Origin of the sequence: Acinetobacter sp. YH12100 (assembly GCF_013419135.1) — a bacterium.
Taxonomy (GTDB): domain Bacteria; phylum Pseudomonadota; class Gammaproteobacteria; order Pseudomonadales; family Moraxellaceae; genus Acinetobacter; species Acinetobacter pseudolwoffii.
On sequence record NZ_VPAQ01000018.1, the window covers coordinates 23,424 to 45,139 of the forward strand.

Annotated in this window: 19 protein-coding genes and 3 pseudogenes; 9 read left to right on the plus strand and 13 right to left on the minus strand. The window is 40.3% G+C overall.

Translation table 11 applies throughout. The features are described 5' to 3' along the window. Nucleotides 1–20: 20 nt before the first annotated feature. Nucleotides 21–590, plus strand: a complete 570-nt coding sequence (gene pnuC / locus FTU40_RS12495) for a nicotinamide riboside transporter PnuC (protein ID WP_159138859.1) — start codon at nt 21–23, stop codon at nt 588–590. Nucleotides 591–767: 177 nt separating this feature from the next. On the opposite strand, the gene FTU40_RS12500 is transcribed toward pnuC, so the two are convergent. Further along, the gene (locus FTU40_RS12500) at nt 768–2,279 is read right to left on the minus strand and encodes an aldehyde dehydrogenase family protein (RefSeq protein WP_004281961.1); all 1,512 of its coding nucleotides are present in this window, start codon (nt 2,277–2,279) and stop codon (nt 768–770) included. 201 nt (nt 2,280–2,480) lie between these two features. Here FTU40_RS12500 and FTU40_RS12505 point away from each other — a divergent pair, with 201 nt between their 5' ends. After that, nucleotides 2,481–3,662 (plus strand): hypothetical protein, encoded by a 1,182-nt coding sequence (locus FTU40_RS12505; protein WP_004647792.1) that lies wholly within the window; start codon nt 2,481–2,483, stop codon nt 3,660–3,662. 505 nt (nt 3,663–4,167) lie between these two features. On the opposite strand, the gene FTU40_RS12510 is transcribed toward FTU40_RS12505, so the two are convergent. The 7 genes and pseudogenes from FTU40_RS12510 to FTU40_RS12535 form a co-directional block, all read right to left on the minus strand. Beyond that, nucleotides 4,168–5,340: an iron-containing alcohol dehydrogenase gene (locus FTU40_RS12510; RefSeq protein WP_004733137.1), complete on the minus strand. Its 1,173-nt coding sequence runs from the start codon at nt 5,338–5,340 to the stop codon at nt 4,168–4,170. 255 nt (nt 5,341–5,595) lie between these two features. Next, the gene (locus FTU40_RS15335) at nt 5,596–5,868 is read right to left on the minus strand and encodes a hypothetical protein (protein WP_100358270.1); all 273 of its coding nucleotides are present in this window, start codon (nt 5,866–5,868) and stop codon (nt 5,596–5,598) included. Beyond that, complete coding sequence (locus FTU40_RS12515) at nt 5,865–7,424, minus strand: PepSY domain-containing protein (RefSeq protein ID WP_004733135.1); 1,560 nt, start codon at nt 7,422–7,424, stop codon at nt 5,865–5,867. Before FTU40_RS12515 ends, FTU40_RS15335 begins: the two co-directional genes overlap by 4 nt. Nucleotides 7,425–7,427: 3 nt before the next feature. Beyond that, complete coding sequence (locus FTU40_RS12520) at nt 7,428–7,709, minus strand: hypothetical protein (RefSeq protein ID WP_004281957.1); 282 nt, start codon at nt 7,707–7,709, stop codon at nt 7,428–7,430. A gap of 42 nt (nt 7,710–7,751) precedes the next feature. Next, complete coding sequence (locus tag FTU40_RS12525; RefSeq protein ID WP_005093768.1) at nt 7,752–8,363, minus strand: DUF4198 domain-containing protein; 612 nt, start codon at nt 8,361–8,363, stop codon at nt 7,752–7,754. A gap of 71 nt (nt 8,364–8,434) precedes the next feature. Further along, nucleotides 8,435–10,591, minus strand: a complete 2,157-nt coding sequence (locus tag FTU40_RS12530; RefSeq protein WP_180041051.1) for a TonB-dependent siderophore receptor — start codon at nt 10,589–10,591, stop codon at nt 8,435–8,437. A gap of 312 nt (nt 10,592–10,903) precedes the next feature. Beyond that, nucleotides 10,904–11,194: pseudogene (locus FTU40_RS12535) on the minus strand (IS481 family transposase); the annotation flags it as partial. 522 nt (nt 11,195–11,716) lie between these two features. On the opposite strand from FTU40_RS12535, the gene FTU40_RS12540 reads away from it, so the two are divergent. The 4 genes from FTU40_RS12540 to FTU40_RS12555 all read left to right on the plus strand — a co-directional run bounded on the left by FTU40_RS12540 (nt 11,717) and on the right by FTU40_RS12555 (nt 15,229). Next, nucleotides 11,717–12,700, plus strand: a complete 984-nt coding sequence (locus FTU40_RS12540; protein ID WP_159138861.1) for a putative oxygenase MesX — start codon at nt 11,717–11,719, stop codon at nt 12,698–12,700. Nucleotides 12,701–12,750: 50 nt separating this feature from the next. Further along, nucleotides 12,751–13,794, plus strand: a complete 1,044-nt coding sequence (locus FTU40_RS12545; protein ID WP_004733166.1) for a methionine synthase — start codon at nt 12,751–12,753, stop codon at nt 13,792–13,794. A gap of 98 nt (nt 13,795–13,892) precedes the next feature. After that, a complete protein-coding gene (locus FTU40_RS12550) occupies nt 13,893–14,387 on the plus strand; it encodes a flavin reductase (protein ID WP_005093807.1) in 495 nt (164 codons plus the stop codon). 41 nt (nt 14,388–14,428) lie between these two features. Beyond that, on the plus strand, nt 14,429–15,229 hold the full coding sequence (locus FTU40_RS12555; protein WP_159138862.1) for a sulfite exporter TauE/SafE family protein: 801 nt from the start codon (nt 14,429–14,431) through the stop codon (nt 15,227–15,229). 40 nt (nt 15,230–15,269) lie between these two features. Here FTU40_RS12555 and FTU40_RS12560 read toward each other — a convergent pair whose 3' ends face one another. The 5 genes and pseudogenes from FTU40_RS12560 to FTU40_RS12580 form a co-directional block, all read right to left on the minus strand. Further along, a complete protein-coding gene (locus tag FTU40_RS12560; RefSeq protein WP_282549714.1) occupies nt 15,270–15,605 on the minus strand; it encodes a LysR substrate-binding domain-containing protein in 336 nt (111 codons plus the stop codon). A gap of 704 nt (nt 15,606–16,309) precedes the next feature. Continuing rightward, nucleotides 16,310–16,771: a DIP1984 family protein gene (locus FTU40_RS12565; protein WP_004733111.1), complete on the minus strand. Its 462-nt coding sequence runs from the start codon at nt 16,769–16,771 to the stop codon at nt 16,310–16,312. Nucleotides 16,772–16,966: 195 nt separating this feature from the next. Then, nucleotides 16,967–17,330 (minus strand): annotated as a pseudogene (locus FTU40_RS12570) (IS3 family transposase); the annotation flags it as partial. Beyond that, nucleotides 17,324–17,605, minus strand: a pseudogene (locus tag FTU40_RS12575) (helix-turn-helix domain-containing protein); the annotation flags it as partial. The pseudogenes FTU40_RS12570 and FTU40_RS12575, both read right to left, overlap by 7 nt. Nucleotides 17,606–17,732: 127 nt before the next feature. After that, nucleotides 17,733–18,710, minus strand: a complete 978-nt coding sequence (locus FTU40_RS12580; RefSeq protein WP_044109732.1) for a GlxA family transcriptional regulator — start codon at nt 18,708–18,710, stop codon at nt 17,733–17,735. 132 nt (nt 18,711–18,842) lie between these two features. On the opposite strand from FTU40_RS12580, the gene FTU40_RS12585 reads away from it, so the two are divergent. The 3 genes from FTU40_RS12585 to FTU40_RS12595 all read left to right on the plus strand — a co-directional run bounded on the left by FTU40_RS12585 (nt 18,843) and on the right by FTU40_RS12595 (nt 21,498). After that, the gene (locus FTU40_RS12585; protein WP_180041053.1) at nt 18,843–19,727 is read left to right on the plus strand and encodes an MBL fold metallo-hydrolase; all 885 of its coding nucleotides are present in this window, start codon (nt 18,843–18,845) and stop codon (nt 19,725–19,727) included. An 84-nt stretch (nt 19,728–19,811) separates the two neighbouring features. Continuing rightward, on the plus strand, nt 19,812–20,354 hold the full coding sequence (locus tag FTU40_RS12590) for a cysteine hydrolase family protein (protein ID WP_180000241.1): 543 nt from the start codon (nt 19,812–19,814) through the stop codon (nt 20,352–20,354). A 442-nt stretch (nt 20,355–20,796) separates the two neighbouring features. Beyond that, nucleotides 20,797–21,498, plus strand: a complete 702-nt coding sequence (locus FTU40_RS12595; RefSeq protein WP_180041055.1) for a VIT family protein — start codon at nt 20,797–20,799, stop codon at nt 21,496–21,498. Nucleotides 21,499–21,716: the final 218 nt, after the last annotated feature.

The following is a 21,716-nucleotide window of genomic DNA, read 5'->3' on the forward strand; positions in this document are numbered from 1 at the left end:
CTTAATCAGGTTATATTGTTATGGAAAATATAGAAATTGCAGCGTTCATTTTAAACGTTTTAGGTGTCTGGCTGACCTCCAAACAATATAAAGTCTGCTGGTTGGTGAATATTGTCGCTGTATTTTTATATATGATTATTTTTTATCGTGTCAATTTATTTGCAGACGCAGCATTACAAGCTGTATTTATCTTGATGCAACTCTATGGCTGGTATAGCTGGTCGAAGAAAAATCATGACCAGGCTATCACCGTGCAGATTGGCTATTTGAATAAAAAAATCTGGGTATATAGCCTGATTGTGGGTATTGTCGCCGGTCTGGTGATTGGCGCCTTATTTGCTCATTTCACCACAGCATCACTCCCTTGGTTGGATTCCATGTTGGCTTCTTTTAGCTTGGTGGCAAGTTATTGGGCGGCAAAAAAATATATTGAAAGCTGGGGCTTGTGGTGTGTGTTAGATGTGATTTATGTCGGCATGTATAGCTATAAGTCATTGTATTTAACCGCCATGCTTTATTTTATTTTTATTCTTCTGGCACTCAATGGCTGGAGAATGTGGCGAAATCTTTATAGAGTGAAATTATCTTAAAATGACACTATTGCAAATAGAAATTTGAGGTGATGCTCTTTCCTTTAAAAAAAGTATTTATAGACTAAAAACTTTATTTGAATTGGCCGCAGCTTGAAGATGTTGCTGATATTTTGTGAAAGCTAGCTACCATACATTCAAAGCGAACCGAAGTTCGCTTTGAATGTATTTCACTTCTTAAAAGAACCCGGCTGGTTTGGTCGAATAGCTGACTAGCAAGTTTTTAGTCTGCTGATAATGATCCAGCATCATTCTGTGATTCTCACGCCCAATCCCTGATTTTTTATAACCACCGAAAGCCGCATGGGCAGGGTAGATGTGATAACAGTTAGTCCAGACCCGACCTGCCTGAATAGCACGGCCTGCACGGTAAGAGGTATGCGCTGAGCGTGACCAGACACCGGCACCGAGTCCATAAATCGTATCATTGGCGATCTTGATCGCATCATCGAAGTCTTTGAAGGTGGTCACAGCCAGTACAGGCCCGAAGATTTCTTCCTGGAAGGTCTTCATGTCATTGGTGCCTTTAAAGATAGTCGGCTCAATATAGAAACCTTGCCCCACTTCCTGACGTGCTTCACCACCAGTCAGGATCTGTGCGCCTTCTTCACGACCAGTGGCAATACAGCCCAGAATCTTGTCCTGCTGTTCCTGTGAGGCTTGCGCGCCAATCATGGTGTCAGTATCCAGCGGATGCCCGGTTTTAATCCGTTTCACCCGTTCAACGGCACGCGCCAGAAATTCGTCAGCAATACTTTCCTGGATCAGCGCACGCGATGGACAGGTGCAGATTTCACCCTGGTTCAGGGCAAACATGGCAAAACCTTCCAGCGCTTTGTCCAGATAATCGTCTTCCTGATCCATGATGTCAGCAAAGAACAGATTTGGTGATTTACCCCCCAGTTCCAGCGTCACCGGAATAATATTTTCGGTGGCATATTGCATGATCATCTGACCGACGGCGGTGGAACCGGTAAAGGCAATCTTGGCAATGCGTGGGTTGGTGGCTAGCGGGCGACCGACTTCAACCCCATAACCATTGACGATATTCAGGACACCCGGTGGCAAAATATCCTGAATCAGTTCAGCCAGCACCAGAATGCTGACCGGAGTCTGTTCTGCAGGTTTCAACACAATGCAGTTGCCCGCAGCCAGGGCAGGTGCCAGTTTCCAGACAGCCATCAGAATCGGAAAGTTCCACGGGATAATCTGACCCACGACGCCCAACGGCTCATGAAAATGATAAGCAATCGTATCTTCATCAATTTCGGAAATGCCGCCTTCCTGCGCACGAATACAGCCGGCAAAATAACGGAAATGGTCAATAGCCAGCGGAATATCGGCAGCCAGCGTTTCACGGATCGGTTTGCCGTTATCCCAGGTTTCTGCCACTGCCAGCAGTTCCAGATTTTGTTCCAGACGATCGGCAATTTTCAACAGAATATTGGAGCGGGTGGTCGGCGATGCTCTGTTCCATTGTTCTTTGGCTTTGTGCGCTGCATCCAGGGCCAATTCAATGTCTTCTACAGAAGAACGCGGAACCTTGGTAAAGACTTTGCCATCTACCGGAGAGATGTTGTCAAAGTATTCACCTTTGACCGGAGCGACCCATTCGCCGCCAATAAAATTCTCGTATTGTGCTTTAAAATGAACTTTTGAATCAGGTTGATTAGGATCGACGTAACGCATATGTATTTCCTTTGCTTATTTTCGTATGGCAAAACCGCTTCTACAGCTTTGGTATAAGGTACTTCTGCATCTTATTTGATTAATATAACTGGTATAAGGTTGGAAAAAGGTTGGAGCTAGCATGTTCACGATATTTTCATCCATTTTAAAAAAATAACGATTACAGCGGATGTAAATCATGAATTGTTGTGAGAATAAGGAATGATGACAAAACAAGATTTGATGGAAAAAAGGCACAATACTGATCAGCTTCGGCAAAACAGCAGTTTGTCTCCCTTACATGCAGAACAGCTGGGACAGAGTATTGCCAGCTCCTGGCAACGTTCATCCTCGGCTGAAATCCCGAAGAATCGTTTAGCAGCACCGCTGACGGATTTAAAAAAGACCACTTCTTCCTCAACTTTAGCCCAAGCCCTGCAACATTGTGCTCAGGATTTAAAACATATTGCCGAGCAATCTTCTATGGTGCTGGCGGTCGGAGATATCGGCAGCACCATCATTTGGGCAGCTTCTAGCCCACAAATGCAAAGTGCCGCAGAAAGTGTACATTTTATTGAAGGTGGGCAATGGCGCGAAGAGCTAGTCGGAACCAATGCATTGGCATTATCCTTAAAAACTCAACAATCCAGCTGTGTCTTTTCCAGTGAACATTACATGTCCTCCATTCATGATTGGGTTTGTTACGCTGCCCCGATTATTGATCCCTATTCAAAACAGGTCTTAGGTGTCATTGATCTGTCGACTACCTGGCCAAAGCATAACAGTTTAGCACTACTAGCTGCGGAGCGCTGTGCTACGATCATCCAGTCGGCTCTACTAGAATGCCAGAAGCAGCGCCTGTTTATTCGAGCTTTTTCAGTACCTCAAGTGCTGTTTAATGGCAAGATGCTGGTTCTGACTCCTCGACAGATTGAAATTCTGACCATTCTAGCCTTATGTCCGCAGGGTCTGAGTCTAGATACATTGCATCAAGCCTTATATGGCGAGCGCAAGGTCAGTATGGGTACTTTAAAAGCAGAAATGTCACAATTACGCGATTTATTAGGTGGTATGCTGGGTTCCAGACCCTATCGTTTATTGGCGCATGTAGAGGCTGATTTTTTAATGACAGAGCAATCTTTAGATGCTGGGTATATCGATTCAGCCTTGAAATTATGTACCGGCGTATTTCTGGCCAAAACAGAAAGTCCATTTCTATGCGCCTGGAGAGATTGTCTGGAATCACGCCTGAGCGATGCCATTTTCAAGGCTAATGAAACCGATGTCTTGCTGAAACATGTGGCACATTTTCCTGAAGCGATTGATGCTGTAGAACGCCTGATTGAACTGATGCCCAAAAACCATCCCGTTCATCAGACTCTGTTAAAATATAAAAATCTTTAAAGCTGATGTAACTGTCGGTACAAAGCTAAACAGTTAAAATAGGAATATTCTGGAATATTAAGTATTATCCTTGCTTACTGTGAGTTTACTTATTAATTTAGACTGAACCTGATCCTAAAATTTTTATCAGTGGCTACCCAGTTTGCCGTTTGCCTAGATGCTTGATATCAGCTACGCTCACCTTCATGTCATTTGAAGGACGCGCAGTTTATTCCTCAGGGATCAAATATAATCGTAAGATAATACGCTATGAAATTTTATTTGTGGCTAGAACGGGCTAAAAAAATAGTGGCATTTTTCTACCATGGGATTAATGTCGATATTCATAATGAAGGGGACTTCATAAAAAAGAAACACCCCCCGCTTTTATCCTCTTATGAAGGCAAAAGGATCAGCCAGGAACAGGAAAATGCATGTCTGCTCTTGGCACACTTCCTCAGGAAGTGAAACAGGGGCTGTTAAAAATGTAAGTCAGATGCTTGGAGAGAAGACTTACATTGAGGCACTACATCGCCGCTTTAAAAATATCTACCACTTGGGCATGGCTGGCTTTACGTGGATTGGTCAGCATGCAGGCATCTTTTTGTGCATTTTCCGCCATGATGGCCAAGTCAGCTTCTTTTACATTCAATTCCGTCAGCCCAGATGGAATACCAATTGAAGCCGAAAGCTGACGAATGGCGCCAATCGCTTCATAAGCTGCTTCAGTTACGGTTAAGCCTTCTGTATTCACCCCCATCAATTGGGCAATTTTGGCATAACGTTCAGGACAAGCAATCAGGTTAAATTCACAAACATGGGGGAGCAGAATTGCATTACAAACACCATGCGGCAAGTTGTAGAAGCCTCCGAGCTGATGTGCCATCGCATGCACATATCCTAAAGAGGCGTTATTAAAGGCCATTCCGGCAAGATATTGAGCATAGCTCATGGCATCCCGTGCTTCTAGATTATCCCCATTCGCCACTGCGGGACTGAGCCATTCACTGATCATGGTGATCGCCTTTTCTGCACAGGCATCAGTGATGGGATTAGCAGCCGTAGATACATAGGCCTCGACCGCATGTGTCAGAGCATCCATCCCTGTTGCCGCAGTCAGGCCGGCAGGTTTGGCCAACATCAGTTTAGGGTCATCAATCGCAATGAGTGGTGTGCAACGCCAATCTACAATCGCCATTTTCACATGGGTATCGGTATTGGTAATGATACAGAAACGTGTCATCTCCGAAGCCGTCCCTGCCGTGGTATTGATTGCAATCAGTGGTGTCATCGGAACGGTACTTTTATCAATCCCTTCATAATCACGGATATGTCCGCCACCTGCAGTGACCAGACCGATGCCTTTGGCACAGTCATGTGATGAGCCCCCACCTAACGATACAATAAAATCACAGGCATTTTCATTATAAGCTTCAACTCCATGATGCACGTTAATATCAGTTGGATTGGGTTCCGCACCTGGGAAAATATAACTGTCAACACCTGCCTCTTTCAAATAATCTGCAATATCATCTGCAACACCAAATTTAAACAGGCCAGCATCAGTTACAATCAGTGCTTTCTTGGCGCCTAAATTTTGTGCTTTTATCCCGATTTCTTTAGCACAGCCCGGACCAAAAAGTGAAACGCAGGGAATATAAAAACCGTTAGTTTGATCTGCAATATTTTTAAAAGCCATGGGGTGATTCCTTCTACCATTGATTGATTATTTTATCGGTGACCCTCACCGTAATATGAGTATTGGATGAAGCTAAAAAGAATCCTACCTACCAAATACCTACCAATTTAAATTTCTGATTCTAGCCAAAATAATGCATTTGAGGTATTTAAAAGCAGATTGGCAAGGTTTAGCAGATACTGGGTAGATTGGTTTAATAAAGGGCGTGTGAATAGCACACTAGGCTGTTTACTACTTTCTGATTTTAAATAAATACTAAAATGCTTTATTCATTTTTAAGATAAAGATAAAAAGTACGGGGCTTAGAAATACCCATAGAGCCACAAAGCTGATACTGTAGCTAAACCGGGTCCGTAATAAAACCATTACGACGAATAAGAAAATACCTGCAGCGAATTTAGTGTACGTAGGAAAATTCGCTAAAAAAGCGTACCGAGATTTTCGGGTTTTTAGGATCTGCTTTGCACTTACCGCATAAAAACCAAAACAGCTTAGCCATAAAAGCCCCATGATTGCGATCCATATCATATGGAAGACTCCTGCTGTACGGCTTTCAGTTTGGTCTGGATTTTCTTAATAGCCTTTTGCTGAATGGGCGTAATTTTCTGGTGTAACAATAGGGCAAGCAGTGCCAAGGTCCATAACATCAGATCAATACGCAAAAAAGGCCAATAAGTCGCAAAAGAATCAACATATTGCTGGGAAACTAAATAATAAATATCAATCAGGGGAATTATAAAGGCAGCACAAATCAGAAGTTTAAGCTGCATTCTCCATATATCTTGCTGTGGGGTTACACATGCCAGGATAAAACTGCCAAGCCAGATAGAGAAAAAACTATAAATTTCATAATTTGGTGCACCTACAGGAATACTGATAAAACGATTCGCATAGAGATATCCCAGCATGGCAAGCGGCAAGCCAATAATTATGGTGATATTCAAGCGGTTCACTAAATAGTGTCCGAGATGAAACCGCACTGATTTTTTCTGCATCTGGCGTTTCAGGCTCCACAGCAGCAATCCGGATGCAATCATTGCGCAGCCTAATATGCCGGAGAAAAATAACCCTAAACGTAAAACAGGTTCGGCAAAACGTGCCATATGTAAACCATACATGCTGGCATTTAGTGTGGCAATTGCACTTTCATTTCGTGTATTTTCAAGCAATTTTCCGGTAGCAGCATTTAAAATAAGCTGTGCCTGATTTCGTGTAATGGAATGATCTTTGAGCTGAGTTAAGGTTATGTGTGCCAGCTGGGTATTGGGCTGCTTGACCGTGATATTGTCAAATTCCGCATATCCCCAGTGTTGCTGTGCCGTGGTGATAAAATGTTGAATTGGCAGCATCTGGGTTTTCACAGGAACTGAGTGGGTGGCTGATGTATTGATTGTGCGAATTTCTTCAAAATATTGAAAGGGATTGTCTGGATAAAGTTTTTTCATACCGGAAGGCAGCACGATATAAAAGAAAATCGCCAACCCGGTAAATGTCATGGTCAAAAAGAACGGCAGGGCAATCACTGAACTGACATTATGAAAATCCAGATAAGAGCGCTGTCCTTTAAAGGCTCTTAGGGTAAAAAAGTCTGTCAGGATTTTTTTATGGGTAATGATTCCTGAAATCAGAGTCAATAACATGATAAAGGCAGCAATCGTCACAATCAGCCGACCAATGGTGTAGGGCATACCATAGAGCTGAAAATGAAAATTATAGAAAAAATCTCCCCCTTGTGTGGCTGAAAGCTGTAATTCTTTTCCTGTCGAAGCATTCAGGGTTTTGACTTCATAGCCACCATCCGCTTTTTGCCAGTAGACTTTATTCACCGGTGAGTCTTGATTGGCGACTCCGATATACCAGTTTTGGGCGTCCGGTGCATGCTGCTGTAAATAGCTGTAAGCAGATTTTAAGGCAGTTTCCTGATTGACTTGCATTGTGGCAAATTCAGGCTGCATCCATAGACTGATTTCATGTCGGTAATAGGTGACCGCGCCTGTTAAAAAGATCGCAAAGAGTAACCAGCCAAAGCTTAAACCCAGCCATGAATGTAAACATGCCATGGATTGACGGACAGATTTATGCATGGTTTAACCTATGAAGCGGGAGAAGAGAAATAAAATAAGTAAAGGAATCAGGCTATAGATAGAAAGCTTTTTTAAACTTTGGATACAGAAGATTCCAATCACAAAACAAACATAAAAAATCAGGGCAGTAAATGCAGCCAAATAGACAGACTCAGCTTTAGGCAGAAAAGCCTGTAGAAAGTAAGCCAGATCGAGTGCGATTAAATAACTGCACAAGTAGCCAATGCCAAAGGTCATGCCTAAGCGATAGAGAATGGCAAGTGGCTGCACTACAACAGACATCATATTTGGCCTTGAATAAATCTATACTGATGAAAATCTAAAAACTTAATAAACAAAACTTAAAGTCGTTACCAGATACTGTTTTTTATAGGCCTGCTGATTCAATTTTCCTGCCTTGTCTGCTTCTTTGCCAACTTCAATGACATATTGACCTTTCCATGGCGTGGCGATCGTAATCTGGCCTTGGCCGTTGGTGGTGTATTTTTTTAGCCAGAATTGCGGGGAAAAGACTGTGACTTCAACATCCGCAGCAGCTTTACCCTGATACAGTACCGTAAATGTATTGCTGTTGATCTGGGTCGGGACAATATCTAGTTCTGACTCTGCTTTCAAGTTTTGTCTGCCGGATTTGGCATGATAGCTCAACAATGATTCTCCATAGATCAATTCATGACTGAGCTGGACATCTGTCTGGCCTTGGGTCGCATAAAGCAAATGATCTTGTTGCATTTGAGGACTAAAGCTTTTTCTAGACTGAACGGCCTTTGCTTGATTAAAAGACTTCAAGGCACCTTGCTGCGTTTCTTTAAGCTGTTCACTATATTCACCAAAGAACGCATGAGTCTGCTTATCTGTATCACGTTCCAGCCAAAGCATATGCGCCTGAGCTGAAAGTGTCATAGACAGTCCGAGGGTCAGAGCGATCATTTTTTTCATTTGTTTTACCTGTTTTTGTGTATGTAGTGATGATTTAGCCCTGAACATGTCGTCAAGGCTAAGTTTGAAAATCAGTATTTAAATTTCACAGCAACGCTGTAATTTGCTGGTGCACCATAAAAACCTTGCTGATTCGGGAAATTGAACAGATATTTTTCATTGGTCAGGTTATTACCATTGGCTTGCAAGGTCATATGCTCATTCAGCTCATAGCTGGCCATTAAGTTCACGAGCGCATAAGCATCCTGCTCAATGATTCCAGCTTTCTGGGTAATCACTCCATTGGCGGTTGCTTCAGGCACATCTAGATAGGTCTGATCTTGCCACTGCACACCAAGGCCCAGTTTCAGTTTTGGAAGTTGCGGCACCTGATAGGTAGTTAAAAGATTAAAAGACTGGGTTGGATTGAAGGTACGCGCATCACCGCCATTGATCAGATCTTTCAGGCTAAACTGGGTATAACCAAAGCTTAAGTTTAAATGGTCGCTCAGTTGTCCCGCCAAGCCGAACTCGTAGCCTTGGGAACGCAGGTCACTGACCTGAGTCTTGCGTAAAGTCGGAATACCATCAGAATCACGAAGCGGATAATTACTTTGCTCCGTTCTGAACACGGCCATGGTGGCAGTAAGCTTGTCATCTAGCCAAGAGCTTTTCACTCCGACTTCATAGCTTTCACCTTCGATCGGTTTGTTAATGCTGCCATCCATTGCTTTGGTGGTTTGCGGACGGAAAATAGAGGTGTAACTCAGATAGCCTGTATATTCAGGGCTAAAGTTATAGGTCAGACCGGCATAGGGTAAAACTTTATCTTCATCATAAATGGTGTCGGTCGCATAACTGCTGCCACTGCTCTCAGCCTGAACATAGTTCGCACCTAAAAGAAGTTTCAGATCATCATTCAGATGCAGTCGGGTTGCAGCATAAAGACTTTGGTTCTTCTGCTGGATATGCATTTCACCACTGGTTTTCGACATATCCCAGCTTGGTTCTTCGGGTGTAAAGCTGGCTAAATCTGTGGTCAGCGGATTGACAAAGCTGCCAGCATAACCTAATTCATCCAGACGATTTTTGGCCCAGACATAGCCCAATGAGACTTCATGGCGTTTTCCCCAAAGCGGATAGGTGCCGCTAAAACTCAGGCTGGCTTGTTGTTCTTTATTGTCATCAATATACATGCCTGGGTAGAGGAAGATGCCTGAAGTGCCATTTGCGCCAGGTTTGCCGGACAGAAACAAGAGCTTTGAATCGCGTTGTGTACGTTTTTCATCATAGGTCAGTTTGGCTGTCCAGTCGCCACCCAGTTTTTGTTCAAGCTCGGCAAAGTAGCTTTTAATATTGCTATCCCAGTGGGCCCAGCTTGGACTGTAATTATAATTCCGTGAGTAACTGAGCTGCTCGCCTTCAGTATTGATCAGTGGATTAGAACCCCAATTGACACCATTCGGCTTGTGATTGGTTTCGGTATAGCCAGCAGTCAATAGAGTTGTGTCAGTTACATCTGCCTCCACAACAGCACCTATGCCGTTCTTTTCCAGTTCATAACGATCCAGATAACTGTCGCCTGTTTGTTGATAGCCAAATACACGACCTCTGACTTTTCCATCTTGGGTGAGAGGAGAGGATACATCTACTTCATAGCGCTGCGTATTCCATGAGCCATAACTGGCATTAAAGGCTGTTTGAAGGTCGGATGTCGGGCGTTTGCGAATCATATTAATAGTTGCGCCGGGATCGCCAATTCCATTATTTAAGGCATTCGCGCCTTTGACCACTTCTACACGGTCAAACAAAAAACTGTCTGGATTATCATTATTATAATTATAGCCTTCGAGTGGAATACCAACGCCATCGACTAAAACATTTGAAATCTCGAAACCTCGGGCAAGGTAGGAGGTCCGTTCCGTTTCCTGATTGCTTACGATAATGCCAGGGGTATTGCGCAGTACATCCCGTGTATTATCCAAAGCAAAGTCATCCAGCTGCTGGCGGGTAAGGACATTGACTGTTTGCGGCGTTTCCTTAAGTGGAATATTCAGTTTTGAGGCGGTTGACGAGTTTTGGATGATATAGGCTTTACTCTGTTCAGAGCTGAGCTCACTCTGTTCTGATTCCGCTGTAACGGTAATCGTCGGTAATTGCTGAGTATCATCGGCAAAACTTTGTTGTGTAACTAAAATCGAAAAACTGAGTAAAGATAGTTTAAATGATGAAGGAACGGTAGAAGACATTTTAGTTGATGTAAATGATAATAATTATCACTAATGTTATTGTTTAAATATTTTTAAAGCAATCTTAAATTTAACAGGAAATATGAATGAAAAATGGGTTAATGATAGGTAAATCTACAAATAAAACTTTGATGTACGGAGTAGGGAGGACAATAAAATATCCCTATTAAAAAAGATGTTATTACCTTACCTTTGTGTTCCTGAACGGCTTTGCTGCACGAATACCTAACACTATGATTTAATTATATTTATTTTTTATTAAAATTTTATAAAACCCCTTAAAAATCAGTATCTTGCAAAATATTTATGCAATAAAGCCACGAAGAGATAAAGCTTACCCTGTGCTGTTTGCATCTCAGCGATGTCGATATGAAAGTAACCATTGAAGCGCTTCCTGTCAGGGCGATCACCTTGTACCTCAGGCAGTCGTGAAATACCATGCCGCTGCAAGCAGCGGTATAACGACGAGCGTGTCAGATAAGGAATACTTGGCTGCAATGCATAAAGGCAATCGTCTAGCGGCAACAAAGTGCGTTTTTGAAAAGCAACAATTGCCGTCTCATCTTCAGGCGATAACACGCTTGAGCGAGGATTCTTTGGCCCGGTTGTAAGATAAACCAACCTTGGTAAGAGTCACCAACATAAGATACACTAAATAACATAATTGGTATGTTAGTAAACTCTATATATAACAGTTATATAGAGTTTTTATTTTGTGTGGTGTAATTTAATGTAGGGTGGGGTAATTTGATTTTTGGTCACTAATTTATTGTGATAATCAACAATAATAACCAACATACACATGCTTAATCTAAAGGTATTTTACTGACTGGTATAATTTTATGATGAGAGGAGTGTTGCCTGGGGCTACGGTTTCTGTTTTGCTTTTTGACGTAACACGTACAAATGGTAGAGTTGCAAAAAACATTACCAATTTCAGATAAAGATTTTAGATAGCCGCTTAGCTTACTGAATAACTAAAAATCCTCAGCATCTTTAATTTATTAAGATGAGTATTTCTCATCTTAAGCTGAATTTATATCGTTTTACTCACTTTCTTATTCACGTTTAAATATAGCCATTCAGAAATTTAACTTTTTATAAAATTTTTAGGTGGCAATCTCCATGAGTACAGCATTTGAGTGTTCAATTAAACGTATCCGTTTTGATGAGAATTATACACCAGCAGAAAACACACGTTTAACCACAAACTTTGCCAATTTGGCACGTGGGGAAAGCCGTGAAGAAAACTTGCGTCGTACCCTTGCGATGATCAACAACCGTTTTAATAGCTTGGCAACCGTTGATAACCCGAAAGGTGATCGCTATTCACTTGAGATTGACATTATTTCTGCGGAAATTGATATTGAAGGTAATGGTCAAACTTTCCCATTTATTGAAACACTTAAAAGTGTTGTGATTGACCATCAAACAGGTGAGCGTATTGAAGGCATGATCGGCAATAGCTTCTCATCTTATGTGCGTGATTACGACTTCAGCGTGGTATTGCCACAATTGGGTTGTGGTGTAGGTGAAAAACCTGAAGATTTTGGCAATCTACATGGCAAGCTTTATCAACATTTAGTCAATTCAGATGTATTTAAAGCAGAATTTAAAAAACAACCTGTCATTTGCTTAAGCGTTTCAACCTCTAAAACGTATTTCCGTACAGCCAACGTACATCCTATTTTGGGTGTGGAATACAAAAATGATGAATATTCACGTACCGATGAATATTTTGCCAAAATGGGTTTACGTGTACGCTACTTTAAACCAGAAGGTGGTAATGCACCATTAGCATTCTATTTCGCTGGCGATTTAGTCCGTGATTATACTGATTTTGAATTGATCAGTGCTATTGCGACCATGGAAAGTTTCCAACGGATCTATCGTCCTGAAATTTACAACACCAACTCTCCTGCAGGTGTGGTGTATCAACCAAGTCTAAGCTATGGCGATTATTCACTTACACGTGTGGTCTATGACCGTGTGGAACGTGGTGAGCTTGCAGTTAAACAAGGTAAATGGACGGAAGAAAACTTCATTAAGCCTTATCAAGACATTTTAAATGAATGGGCTGCAAATTTCGAAGTCGAAACAGCTGCTTAATCCATTAAATTGATAAACAGATTTACGAATTTAGACAAAGAAGATTAGACATGGCGCTTACACAACCGAAACTTTTACTCCCAACTTCAACTGCGGGTAGCTTGCCAAAACCGTCTTGGTTAGCTGAACCTGAAAAATTATGGTCTGCATGGAAGCTTGAAGGCGAAGAATTATTAGAAGCTAAACGTGATGCTTTGAAATTATCATTACATGAGCAAGTCACTGCAGGTATCGATATCGTGAGTGATGGTGAGCAAACCCGTCAGCACTTTGTAACCACGTTTATTGAACATCTTGAAGGTGTAGATTTCGAAAAGCGTGAAACCATGCGTATTCGTAATCGTTATGATGCAAGTGTACCTTCAGTTGTGGGTGAAGTTTCTCGTAAAAAAGCAGTGTTTGTAGACGATGCGAAATTTTTACGCAGCCAAACCAGTCAGCCAATTAAATGGGCGTTGCCTGGTCCAATGACCATGATTGATACACTTTTTGACGGACACTACAAGAGCCGTGAAAAACTGGCTTGGGAGTTTGCCAAAATTTTGAACCAAGAAGCTTTAGAACTTGAAGCAGCAGGCGTAGACATTATCCAATTTGATGAACCTGCGTTTAACGTATTCTTTGATGAAGTGAATGACTGGGGTGTACCAACCTTAGAACGTGCACTTGAAGGTCTAAAATGTGAAACTGCAGTTCATATTTGCTATGGTTACGGCATTAAAGCCAATACAGATTGGAAACAAACTTTAGGTAATGAATGGCGTCAATACGAAGAGTCATTCCCGAAACTACAACAATCTAAGCTCGATATTATTTCACTTGAATGCCAAAACTCACGTGTACCAATGGATTTGATTGAATTGATCCGTGGTAAGAAAGTGATGGTGGGTGCCATTGATGTAGCAACTAGCAAAGTTGAAACTGCAGAAGAAGTGGCGAATACCTTACGTAAAGCACTTCAATTTGTTGATGCAGATAAACTCTATCCTTCAACCAACTGTGGTATGACACCACTTTCTCGCCAAGTTGCACGTGGCAAGCTTGAGGCTTTAAGCGCAGGTGCTGCCATTGTTCGTAAAGAGCTAGAAGCTTAATCAAACGTAGTCTCGTGCGAAGCAGGGGCAAATTATTGCAAGATGATTTGTTCTACTTAAAGCACGAGCACGTGATATGTACATTTGAGATGAAAGAGATGATTGAAGCAACAGACTTTAGAAATGCAATGTCTTTACTCACCACAGCAGTGAATGTTATTACGACTGCGAGTAAAGCAGGTATGCATGGATTTACTGCATCTGCCGTATGTAGCGTGACGGATACACCGCCAACGTTATTGGTCTGTATGAATCAATCCTCCCGTTCACATGCCCATTTTGTTGAAAATAAAGTCTTGGCTGTAAACGTACTAAGTACTCAGCATGAACAGCTTTCAAATGCTTTTGCTTCAAGTAAATTCAGTTCTGAAGAGCGTTTCAACTTAGGTGAGTGGAGTGCGTTGGAAACTGGTTCACCTATTTTGCAAGATGCCTTGGTCAGTTTTGACTGTGAAATTCAGGACATTCAGCAAGTGGGTACACACAGTATTTTCATGTGTCGTGTGCTTCAAGTTCAACAAAGCGATCAAGAAGAAAGCCTGGTGTATTTTAACCGTGCTTATCATCAAGTGGGTCAGTTGGAACACGCTTAATTCAACGCCTTAATCCTTTCATTTTTTAAAGTTAGTCTATTGTGGAACTTATAACCTTTTTAGTCATCGGTGCTTTTGCTGGTTTTGCAGCAGGGCTGTTTGGTGTCGGCGGTGGTACGATTATTGTGCCACTGCTTTTTATTGTCTTTACTCAAGTGGGTTATGACCCCGATGTGGTTATGCACCTCGCATTAGGCACATCTTTAGCAACCATTGTTGTTACTTCGATTAGCTCATTGATGGCGCATCATAAAAATGGGGCTGTGATTTGGTCGGTATTTAAAAATCTAGCACCACCCATGGCGATTGGTTGCTTTTTTGGGGCGGGTATTGCAGGTTTGATATCAGGATTACATCTACAAATCATTGTTGGCTTATTTCTGATTTGGGTTGCCTATACCATGTTTACAGGTGCCAAAAAAGTAATTGATCCAACGAAAAATTTACCTTCATCAGGTCAACAAATTGCTGCTGGTAGTGTGATTGGAGTTGCATCAGCAATCTTTGGGATTGGTGGCGGTAGCCTGACGGTTCCGTACCTGAATCGCTATGGTGTGGTCATGCAGAAGGCGGTTGGAACATCTGCGGCATGTGGACTCCCCATTGCTGTTGCTGGTGCATTAGGTTTTATTATTTTTGGTATAAATGCTGAGATTAATGTACCTAATACCATTGGTTATGTGCATATTTATGCATTTATTGGCATTAGCATCATGAGTTTCATTACGGCTAAGTTTGGTGCGAAGGCGGCACATGCTTTATCACCAGCAATGTTAAAGAAATGCTTTGCAGTTTTATTGGTCATTGTAGCAAGCTTCTTCCTTGTGAAGGGATTAATTTAATATTGGACTTCGCATAAGAGATTTTATGCTAAATGTAATTTTAAAGACTTATTTCATGACTATATTTATTTACTAAATTTAACCAGGCTTTTGTTGCATGAGAGATCTCTAATCCTTTATGCCAAGCCATATGTAATTGCCAGGTCATATCATCACTATTGAAGTATATTTTTTTTAAGTTACTAAATTTTCTACAGTAAATTTCTGGAAGAATAGCTATGCCCATATTTGCCTCTACCATTTTTACTATGAAATCCCATTGGCTACTTTTACAGACAATATTAGGTTCAAATCCTGCTTTTTGAGCTTCACTTAATATGATGGGGGTTAAACTGAAATCATCTGTATAAAATAGACCTCTTGCGAAAGTCGTTATTACAAGTTCATTCGGTTTACCAGTGCAGCGATTAAGTTAGCCACTGATGTATCTGGCTGCTGGCATTGCTGAATAAGTTGATGTTTAAATTCAGCCGTGAAGGTTCGACGGGGCTTTTTTAGCATTGGTGTGCTGTCTATAACTGTCTTTAAATCCATAAATAGGTGTCCACTTAAAGTTTAGTGGACACTATCGTGGTATTCATGAGTGAGGAAAAGTGGGGCTCAGCGGATGCTTACTTTCATCTTGAGAGAGTTGGGTGTATTTCTTCATTGCGTGCTTTCCAATTGCGAGTTGAAAAAGTCTAATGATTCTACGAATACACCTAACTTTTTCACCTAACTACAAATGTGTCGCACTTGTGATTTGAATCCGCTATTTTCAAAATCTGTCTTTCAGCTCGTTATGCAACAAAGCCGAACCGAATTAAAAATAGGAATGTGCTTCAGCTGATGCTTGCTCATTTCTTTATTTTTAGTAATTGAGGTGAACATACTGTCAGTACATGGTAGTTATAAGTAACGTGTAACTTTGTTTGCACAAAGATTTGAGTTCTGCCAAGTGATGGATTGATTTGTACTTAAAATTTTAAGCTTATCCACTTGCTTTGCAAGCCACTACACTTTATTTACAATCCTATGTTGTGGAAGTAAGGGATCTTGTACTCGCCCAGTATGTTCAACTTGATTATATCTAAAGGACTATTAGGCTTCAATCAAATCAATTTTCCAATTATTCGACTGAATTAACACATTTAAATCACGTAATTTAAGACTAATATCATCAGCTTGTTTTTGTAATGATGAAACTGGAATAACTTTATGCCACTTTATTTCCCGCGTACTATAACGATCAGATTCACGAGATGTATTACTTATTGCTGCAGTTAGGGTTTTGTGCTGTTCTACAAATTCATCACGCAAAGACAATAAAGCAAGTAGAGAACGACCATCATTTAATTTTGTTAAAGCATTAGTTTCATGAATTGCATAACTTAATTTTTGAAATTCTTGAATTAAAGAAAATACTTGTTTTAATAGTTCATTAGGATCTTCAGATGGTTTATCACCATCTTGTACCAATACATTTGCATTGATACGTTGTTTTAGTGAAATAATTTTTTTTTGTTGATCACTTCGAAGTAAGAGAGCTTCTGCTAATTTCATTTTTCACCTATTAACCAATTAGAATTAAGTTTTAAGCAGCTAAGTAATTTCACAAATACTATATCCTCATTCTTTAAAGATCAAAACAATTGATTTTTTATAATTTTCAGAGGTAGAAGTCTTATATTTTGTCATTAGTCGAAGCTCAGAATTAAGCTAAAGGCCTTTTTCAGATGCAGAATCCTTTATCTGATCCTAGACAGTATTGTGGACAGTCGATCCCTCTAAATTCTTACAATATTTTTGTTCAAAGGCTTCAGGACTTAACCAGCCATTTGCAGAATGTCTTCTGATTCGATTGTAATAAATCTCGATATAGTCAAACAAGACAGCATTCGCTTCTTTTCGAGTGGCAAACACACGCCATGGATTACATGACCTTTCAATGTATGAAAGAAGCTTTCAGTCACTGCATTGTCCCAACATGAGCAGTGTACTGCGCAAGACTGCGTGACATACTTTGAATACAGTTATTCGTCAATAATAGTGCTCTAAAAGCACGACTACAGTACTGACTGCCTTGGTCAGAATGAACCATAACTCCTGTTGAATAAGCTTTTCATGCGCCAAGGTTGGTCCGAAACCATGCAGTTGATCAGAAACAATATTGAGGCACTTGAGTCTGAGTTCTTAAGAAAGCCTGGAATTGCTGGTTTGGCCACGACCCGTATGGGCTAATGCAGCTGGACCTTGAACTTTGTATTTCTGCAGTAAGCGTCTGACCTGACATTCTGAAATATGAAGTAGAAGTAGCTGAGCAGCCTGGGATTGAGTTATGCGTTGATCGCAGATTTCCTGCAAGACCGACAATCGTTTAAGTTCTTTATCCGACATAGTGATCAGCATCTATATTTTATATCCAGTCCATGGTGATAAAAACCATCATAAACTAGACATTTTTATTGGTGAGAATATAGACATTTTGAATGGTGAGTAACATTTCAATTTCGTATAATATCCATTATGTTAAATGGGGCGGATTATTCTCATTAATGATCCCAAAAGCTTTTCTCCATGCCTGAGGGCTGGTGCCATATTTTTCACGGAAATTCTTTCTAAATGACACAGTATTATTAAAACCTGAAAGCTCGGTTATCTTTTCGATAGACAAGTTTGTCGCTTCTAAAAGTTCACAACTTAATCTGATTCTTTCAGTATTCAGCCAATCGACTAAGGTCATACCTGTCGCTTTCTTAAAGTGCCGTGTGAACGTCCTGCGTGTCATATGTGTCCGTTCAGCGAGGCTTTCAATATTATGTTGTAAGGCTAAATTCTTTCTTAAAAAATCAAGTAATAGGTTAATTTGTGCATCTTGGCTCGATTCTGCGACTGGCTGTTCAATAAACTGAGTTTGCCCACCTTCACGGTGAGGCGGGATCACCATTACTCTAGCAACTTTATTCGCAATTCGTGCATTATAGATTTCACGTACCAAGTACAAGCAGCAGTCTAACGCTGCGCCTGTTCCAGCAGAGGTTACGATCCTTTGGTCTTCTACATACAGGGCGTCATTATCAAGTTGAACCTGTGGAAATCGTTCACTAAAATCCTGTTCAGCCATCCAGTGCGTAGCTGCTTTTTTATGGTCAAGCAGCCCTGCATATGCCAATGCATAAGTTCCGTAGCATAACCCTACAATTCTAATTCCAGCTTGATATGCACAATTTAGGGCATCGATAAGTACTTTTTCAGGTTTGTGATTAAAATCATCCCATCCAGGAATAATAATAAGATCCAATTGTTTAATAAGTTCGATCCCCCCATCAGGGATAATCATCATAGACTGTTCTGTTTTTACGGGTTGGCCATCTATAGAAAAAATTCTCAGATCAAATAAGCGTTTATCTTCAATCTTGATATTGAAAATGATATGGGGGATAGAGAAGTGAAATGGATTTATATTGGGATATACGAACAATCCAATCACTGGTATAGCCATTCAATCTACCTCTCTAAAATAATAAATATAGCATGTTGTCCCAATAGTTTCGATGATTGTCCTTAAGGACAATTTTATTGCTTAATTTTTCCTATCATGATTCGAGTATGACTAAATGATTGGATCTGGAACATGAATAAAATTTTAAGTAGCTCTGTTATTGCACTCTCTCTGGCAATGGCTTCAGTCCATTTATATGCGAATGATAAGGTGGTTCAGCGAGATACTTCTAAAGTTACGCATATACAAGAAATTCGCAATGCAACGATTAAAGTAACCTATGCTGATACGACTTTTTTAATTGACCCAATGTTTGCTAAAAAAGGATTCTATGAAGGTTTTCCTGATACTCATCGTAGCTATTTACGGAACCCATTAGTCGATTTGCCTATCAAGCCCGAAACGATTTTAGAAGGTGTAGATGCGGTAATCGTGACCCATACCCATCTAGATCATTGGGATGATGCAGCACAAGCGACTATTCCGAAAAACATGCCGTTGTTTGTACAGAATAAAGAAGACCAGAAAATCACTCAGTCACAAGGCTTCAAAGATGTTCGTGTATTAACTCAAGCGACCTTTGAAGGGATTAAGCTCACTAAAACTGGTGGTCAACACGGTACTGATGCCATGTACCGTATTCCTAAGCTTAAAGCTGGATTAGGTGAAGCAATGGGTGTGGTATTTGAAGCTGCTGGCCATGAAACTGTTTATGTGGCAGGAGATACCATCTGGCGTTCTGAAGTTGATCAAGCGATTCAAACATTTAAACCTGATGTGATTGTCTTGAATACAGGTAACGCCTTGGTTGATGGCTTTAAAGAATCCATTATTATGGGTAAAGAAGATACTTATCGCGCAACTCAGAAAGCACCAAATGCCAAAGTTATTGCTGTTCACATGGATGCCATTAACCACATGTCGGTAACACGTGCTCAGCTTGCAGAATATGTAAAAGACAAAGGAATTCAAGATAAGGTTTTAATTCCTATCGATGGTGAAACACTTTCTTTCTAAAGTAACTTAAAGAAATGGAATACTTCCACTTCTTTAAAAACCTAAGTAGAACAAAACAAATATTAGTTAAGTAAAGGAACAGATATGTCAAAATCAGCTTTATTAGTTATCGACTTACAAAATGAATATCTACCTACAGGTAAATTACCCTTAGTAAATATTGAACAAGCTGCTGCTAATGCAGTGAAAGTAATTGCGAAGGCCCGTCAACAGGGTACACAAGTTATTCATGTCCAACATATTGCTAATGCTGAATCTCCTATATTTGAACCCAACTCAAATGGTATTGAATTTCAGGACACAGTTAAGCCGCAAGAAGATGAATCTGTGATCATTAAAAATCACATCAATGCGTTCTTAAACACGAATCTCAAAGAAATTTTAGATAGCAATCAAGTGACTGAGTTAGTCGTGATTGGTGCTATGAGCCATATGTGTGTCGATGCGGCTGTTCGTGATGCTTCTGATTTTGGTTATAAGGTAAAAGTTATTCATGACGCTTGTGCAACACTAGACCTGGAATTTAATGGCGTTAAAGTACCTGCTGGTCATGTCCATGCAACATTAATGGCCGCTTTTGAATTTGCATATGCTCAAGTGATATCAACTGAAGATTATGTTAGCTAACGATTAAGATTTTCTAAAATTAACATAATACACATCTTACAAAATGCTTAAATTTTTCCTTTTAGCATCAATATCTTAGTCAAAACCGTTCTAGGGTTCAGCGAACTAGAACGGTTTTTTCATGATTATTCATGTTCCATGCCTATTATTCAATCAAAGCTCCATGATCTTGATTAGATATTCTAATAATTCAATTCATCTTAGTAAAAACCGAGCGAGTGTCTACGAGCGATTGAGCACCATTAAAATTTCGCCATTTCCCTGATTACAAACTTTCTTGTGCTTAATAACGAAAGATACAGAGCATCCCGAATGGGTGCGAACTGTATTAGTTAAACCCTATGCATCAGTAGTGACTTATATTCTCTATTGTCTAGCTCAATTAAGGTTTATAGATAAAATATTTACTATAATCATTCTGATAACAGCAAGGGACTATATTGTGCGCCATTCTTATCATATCGAAAAACATTATATTGAACGGTCAGGGTGGCTACGTGCGGCTGTACTAGGAGCTAATGATGGGATTATTTCTGTAACAAGCCTAGTAGTCGGAATAGCAGCCAGTGGTGCTTCTTCTCAAACATTATTAGTAACATGTGTTGCGGGATTAATTTCTGGGGCGGCTTCAATGGCTGCAGGTGAATATATTTCCGTTAAATCACAACAAGATATTGAACAAAATGATCTGAAAATGGAGGCACGTGAGTTAAAACTCCATCCTGAACATGAACTGCAAGAACTAAAAAATATTTATATACAACGTGGTTTAGAACCAACTTTAGCTGAAGATGTCGCTAAAAAACTAACTATGCATAATGCTTTAGATGCACATGCTCGTGATGAAATTGGCATTTCAGTTCATACCTCTGCCAAGCCATTTCTAGCGGCATCTTCTTCAGCCCTCGCATTTTCTGTAGGTTCATTATTTCCTTTAATTTCAATGATGCTTCTGCCTGAACAATATTTAGATAAAGGTGTCATGCTGATTGGAGTTTTAACTCTCGGAATTATGGGAGCATTGGCGAGTTATGCTGGCGGTGTAAGTATCTGGAGAGGTTCTGTTCGGGTTATGATTTGGGGAATTGTCGCAATGTTATTCAGTGCTTGGATCGGATCACTATTTAATGTTGCTGTGACCTAATATACTTTGTGTATCTGATCACAATATTTTAATCCAATAAATTATTATAGGTTTTGAGTAGTTATTATTCATGAGTTCTCCTAACTTTTAGATACTTATATTACATATGATCTAACCTGATTAGAGGTCAAAACTAAGATACTCAATCATCTGCTTCAAAGATTTTTAAAATTAACATAATACACCTTATACGAAACGTGTTATAATTTACCTTAGAA

Bases quoted from the DNA above. Each gene is read 5' to 3' on its own strand.
- pnuC (WP_159138859.1), top strand. From the start codon at position 21: ATGGAAAATATAGAAATTGCAGCGTTCATTTTAAACGTTTTAGGTGTC.
- FTU40_RS12500 (WP_004281961.1), bottom strand. From the start codon at position 2,279: ATGCGTTACGTCGATCCTAATCAACCTGATTCAAAAGTTCATTTTAAA.
- FTU40_RS12505 (WP_004647792.1), top strand. From the start codon at position 2,481: ATGATGACAAAACAAGATTTGATGGAAAAAAGGCACAATACTGATCAG.
- FTU40_RS12510 (WP_004733137.1), bottom strand. From the start codon at position 5,340: ATGGCTTTTAAAAATATTGCAGATCAAACTAACGGTTTTTATATTCCC.
- FTU40_RS15335 (WP_100358270.1), bottom strand. From the start codon at position 5,868: ATGATATGGATCGCAATCATGGGGCTTTTATGGCTAAGCTGTTTTGGT.
- FTU40_RS12515 (WP_004733135.1), bottom strand. From the start codon at position 7,424: ATGCATAAATCTGTCCGTCAATCCATGGCATGTTTACATTCATGGCTG.
- FTU40_RS12520 (WP_004281957.1), bottom strand. From the start codon at position 7,709: ATGATGTCTGTTGTAGTGCAGCCACTTGCCATTCTCTATCGCTTAGGC.
- FTU40_RS12525 (WP_005093768.1), bottom strand. From the start codon at position 8,363: ATGAAAAAAATGATCGCTCTGACCCTCGGACTGTCTATGACACTTTCA.
- FTU40_RS12530 (WP_180041051.1), bottom strand. From the start codon at position 10,591: ATGTCTTCTACCGTTCCTTCATCATTTAAACTATCTTTACTCAGTTTT.
- FTU40_RS12540 (WP_159138861.1), top strand. From the start codon at position 11,717: ATGAGTACAGCATTTGAGTGTTCAATTAAACGTATCCGTTTTGATGAG.
- FTU40_RS12545 (WP_004733166.1), top strand. From the start codon at position 12,751: ATGGCGCTTACACAACCGAAACTTTTACTCCCAACTTCAACTGCGGGT.
- FTU40_RS12550 (WP_005093807.1), top strand. From the start codon at position 13,893: ATGATTGAAGCAACAGACTTTAGAAATGCAATGTCTTTACTCACCACA.
- FTU40_RS12565 (WP_004733111.1), bottom strand. From the start codon at position 16,771: ATGAAATTAGCAGAAGCTCTCTTACTTCGAAGTGATCAACAAAAAAAA.
- FTU40_RS12580 (WP_044109732.1), bottom strand. From the start codon at position 18,710: ATGGCTATACCAGTGATTGGATTGTTCGTATATCCCAATATAAATCCA.
- FTU40_RS12585 (WP_180041053.1), top strand. From the start codon at position 18,843: ATGAATAAAATTTTAAGTAGCTCTGTTATTGCACTCTCTCTGGCAATG.
- FTU40_RS12590 (WP_180000241.1), top strand. From the start codon at position 19,812: ATGTCAAAATCAGCTTTATTAGTTATCGACTTACAAAATGAATATCTA.